This window comes from Kosmotoga sp., from assembly GCF_982836095.1.
Genome location: NZ_CEYIHJ010000059.1, coordinates 1 through 4,351 on the forward strand (window position 1 = coordinate 1; position 4,351 = coordinate 4,351).

Here is a 4,351-nt window from a genome sequence, read left to right on the forward strand (position 1 = left end):
AAAAAATTTCAACTTAAAAAAGGCGTTTTAATTAATGTAAAAGAGAAGCTGAGATTAGCAATATTGCACGAAACAGACAAACCAGTCTGGAGAGTTGAAAAAGCCAAAAAGCAGATCGCAAAACACTTAAAAGCAGTTGATGCAATCGTCGAATTGCTGGATGCTCGCATTCCTTTTACCAGCCGGGCATATGAATATGAGCGGCTGTTTCAAAACAAGCCGGTGATATTCGTCCTCAACAAAGAAGACCTTGCTGATGCTTCGATCACCAAGCGATGGCTCAAACATTTTCAGCAAAAAGGGCAACCAGTCCTGGCAACGAACCTAAAAAACGTAAACGTGAAGGATTTCCTTGTGAAAAGGGTCATGCCTTTTGTGAAGAGCAAATTTACCGAAAAGAGGATCATGATTGTTGGTATACCAAATGTCGGGAAATCCACTTTTATAAACAGGCTAAGAGGGAAAAAATCCCTGGCCGTGGGGAACAAACCCGGGGTTACCCGGGGAGTACAATGGATTACTGCCGCAAAGGGGCTCATTGTACTTGATACACCCGGAATATTATATACAAGGCTTCACAGCCCTTCTATCGTAACCAAATTACTCGCTGTTGGGGCAATGCCTTTTGAAAAGATGGACACAATAGAAGCCGCTAAATCCGTATTCAATCTCCTGTTTGAAAGATATTCCAACGCTCCACTGGAAAAAAGGCTTGGCAATCCCTTTGTTGATTTTATGGACTTTCTGAATAAATTTTCAATAAAGCGGGGCTTTTTAAAAGCTCATGGAGAAGTGGATCTGGAAAGGGGAGCTTTTGTATTCTTAAGGGAAATAGCAGATGGAAAATTTGGACGGTTCTCTTACGAAATTCCGGAAGAAGTTATGACGATTATGAGTAAAAAAACAATAAAAGATAGCAAGGAGGTTTAACATGTACGCATCTGTTAAGGAATTGTATGCACGCTTCAACAGAATTCTTGGTGAAATTATCCCTTACAGGACAAAGAGAAGAATTAAAATTGACAACTGGAGCTTTGCTCGTTTCCCTTCAGATACTCCTCCAGAAAGTGATGAAATTAAAATCGACGCAGGCTACAAATGGGAACCCGAACCGTTCCCCGTATGGTTTGTGAACCGTTTGGAGCTTCCGAAGCCAGGTAGTGAAGAAGGACTTTTCTTCGAAGTCTGGACTGGTGGGGAAAGCCTCGTGCTCGTTGATGGAAAAGCCTTTGGTGAAATAAACGAATACCACAAGGATATCGATCTTTCCGAAGTTGCTGATGGCAAGGAACATCAGCTTGCCATTCAGACAGTTCCCAAGGGGTTATTTGGTTCAAGTGTATTTGAGCCAGCTTTTGAAAGCAGTTCTTTGTTGCTGGTTGATAAGGGCATTGACGCCTCTATCCGTTTGTTTCATATGGCAATTGAAGTTTTGAAATATACGGATAACCAGCTACTTGCTGAAAAACTTGCCGAATTTATCGACGAAGCCTTCTCAAAGATTCGAATTCCCAGAGATTCAGAATCATATTTCAAAACTGTGAGGGATAATCCCTCCCTTCATCCTGAAGTCTCAAAGATATGGAATCCAGAAAAATTTCCGTGTTCCGCTGGAAACAGCCTTTCTGTGGAACAGCGTGATTCCATAATGCAGGCTGCCGCTTTGCTCAAAAAAAAGCTTGAGGGCTTAAAAAAGCTAATCCCCCCATCGGGGAAGCTCGTAATCTCAGGACATGCTCATATAGATTATGCGTGGCTCTGGCCCATTGAAGAGACAAAAAGGAAGATCAGAAGGACATTCGCAAACTCCATAAGGCTCGCAAAGAAATATGGCGACTTCGTCTATGTGCAGTCTTCAGCTCAGATGTATAAAGATATAAAGGAAAAAGACCCGGTTCTTTATAAAGAGATCAAAGAATTAGTCAAGAAAGGGAATTGGATTCCCATCGGCGGTATGTGGGTAGAAAATGATTGTAACGTTCCAGCGGCAGAATCTCTCATACGTCAATTGCTGATGGGCCAGAGATTCTTTGCCAGGGAGTTTGGTGTCAAAAGCAAAACCGGTTGGTTGCCGGATGTCTTCGGTTTTAGCTGGATATTACCGCAAATACTAAAAAGCGCCGGGATAGAATACTTCTTTAGCATAAAGCTCAGCTGGAACGAGAAAAATAAAATGCCTTCGGATCTTTTCCGTTGGCGTGGTATTGATGGCACTGAAGTCATTTACCACAGCTTCGACAATCCAAATGGCAATTACAACGCTCACATAGAACCATTTGACATAACCCAAACCTGGAACAACTACAAAGATAAGAGGAACTACCCCGCGAGTTTGCTAACCTTTGGCTATGGGGACGGCGGTGGCGGTCCTACGGACGAAATGATTGAAAATTACAAAATCCTAAAGGACTTCCCCGGCATGCCAAAGCTCGAAATGAAATCCCCCGAGGAGTTCTTCAAAGCTATCCCGGCACCTGAAAAGTTACCGGTCTGGGACAACGAGTTGTATTTTGAGCTTCATCGCGGAACGCTTACAAGCCAGGCGCGCACTAAGGCCCTTCACAAGAAAGTTGAAGACCTTCTATACGAGGCGGAATTGCTCTCCACCCTGGCGTATGAAGATAGAGACTACCCAGGGGAAAGAATAAACAGAATCTGGGAAATCCTGCTACATAATGAATTCCACGATATTCTTCCGGGCTCTTCCATAGGTGAGGTGTACAGCGATGCTGAAAGGGAACTTTCCCAGGCCAGCGAAGAACTCAAGCTCATAAAGGGAGAGGCGTTGAACATTCTGACAAAAACCTCTGATGATAGCATAACCGTTTTGAACGCTGGCACACATCCGAAACCGTTGCTTTTCTATAAAGACCTCGATGGGAAAGCCCTAAAGAGAAGCAATGGCGAAATCCTCAAGCCACAAAGAACCCATAATGGAAACTGGCTTTATTTCTCAGAAAACCATATTGAAGCCTTTAGCTTTGAAAATCTGGAGATATTGAACGAAGCTGTCGAACCTAATGTTTCAGAAGAATCAGCAGAAACTTTCAAAGCTTCTAACGCCCTGGAAAATGAATTCGTGAAGGTTACAGTTCACGAAGATGGGACTTTGTCTATATATGACAAAGAAATGGACCGCGAAGTCTTTACCGAAAGTGGCAATCAATTATGGTTATACAGTGATGTTCCAGCGTATTGGGATGCCTGGGATATCGATTACCATCACAAAAAATACGGCAACAGATTAAATGCGAGTTTTATCCAGAGAATCGAATCCGGGGAACTCCGCTCAGCTATAAAAATATTCTACGAGCTTGGTAAAACCCAGATAACACAGATTATTTCCCTTCTCAAAGGCTCAAGAAGGGTTGATGTGGATACACAAATCAACTGGCATCACAGGAGGAGCCTGCTCAAAGCATTGTTCCCTGTGAATGTCCTTTCGCGCCATGCACGCTATGACCTTTCAGCAGGATATATCGAAAGGGCTACCCACAGCAACACCGATTTTGAAAAAGCCCGTTTTGAAGTCCCGGCACACCGCTGGATGGACCTCTCCGAAAGGGGATACGGTGTGAGCATTCTAAACAATGGGAAATACGGTCATGGTTGCCGTGATAATGTGATGGAATTAACTCTTTTGCGCTCACCGGTATTTCCACACTTTTTTGGTGATGAAGGTGAACACAGTTTCAGTTACAGCATTTATCCGCATAAAGGGGCTGACTTACTAATGGTTCAGCGGGAAGCAGAAGCTCTCAATAGACCTCTTATCACGATTCTTGGCAAATCATCAATTACAAAGCCTTTCCTGAAAATCGAATCCGAAAGTATAAAATTACTTGCTCTCAAACATGGAGAAGAAGGTGGTATAGTAGTCAGGGTTGTTGAAACCCTTGGTGAGCGTGGGAAAATGCGTTTGAAATTGCCCGGGAACTTTAATTTAAAAGAAGCTTGGCTTGCTAACATTCTCGAAGAACCCATTGAAAAGATAGGGCTTGTTGGTTCGATGATTGAACTCGCATATGAGCCCTTCAAAATATACACCCTTCTGCTGAAATAAGGAATTGTGAAAGGAATTTGATATGGCAAAAAAAGAATCCATAGTGATACTTCCATACGATGACCATTGGCCAGATATTTTTGCTTTAGAAAAAGAAAAGATTCAGAATGTTCTGGGGACGAATGTGCATATTGAACACATAGGTAGCACTTCCGTCCCCAGCCTTTGCGCCAAGCCCATAATAGATATAATGATTGGGATTTGTTCCATTGGTATGGCGAAAAAGTATATAAAAGACCTTGAAAAGCTATTTCCCGGACTATGAGGCACTAATTCCTGAAAGAAGAT

3 protein-coding genes are annotated in these 4,351 nt (G+C 42.8%); all 3 read left to right on the plus strand.

Going from position 1 to position 4,351, the window contains the following annotated elements; all coding sequences use genetic code 11:
* Positions 1–930, plus strand: a 930-nt coding sequence (gene ylqF, locus AC3LHT_RS05410) for a ribosome biogenesis GTPase YlqF (RefSeq protein WP_488662201.1), incomplete at its 5' end; no start/stop codon positions are given.
* A 1-nt stretch (position 931) separates the two neighbouring features.
* The gene (locus AC3LHT_RS05415) at positions 932–4,063 is read left to right on the plus strand and encodes an alpha-mannosidase (protein ID WP_488662202.1); all 3,132 of its coding nucleotides are present in this window, start codon (positions 932–934) and stop codon (positions 4,061–4,063) included.
* 22 nt (positions 4,064–4,085) lie between these two features.
* A complete protein-coding gene (locus tag AC3LHT_RS05420; RefSeq protein ID WP_488662203.1) occupies positions 4,086–4,328 on the plus strand; it encodes a GrpB family protein in 243 nt (80 codons plus the stop codon).
* Positions 4,329–4,351: the final 23 nt, after the last annotated feature.

What these genes read in the sequence shown, in the direction of transcription:
- AC3LHT_RS05415 (WP_488662202.1), top strand. Translation starts at nt 932, where the DNA reads ATGTACGCATCTGTTAAGGAATTGTATGCACGCTTCAACAGAATTCTT.
- AC3LHT_RS05420 (WP_488662203.1), top strand. Translation starts at nt 4,086, where the DNA reads ATGGCAAAAAAAGAATCCATAGTGATACTTCCATACGATGACCATTGG.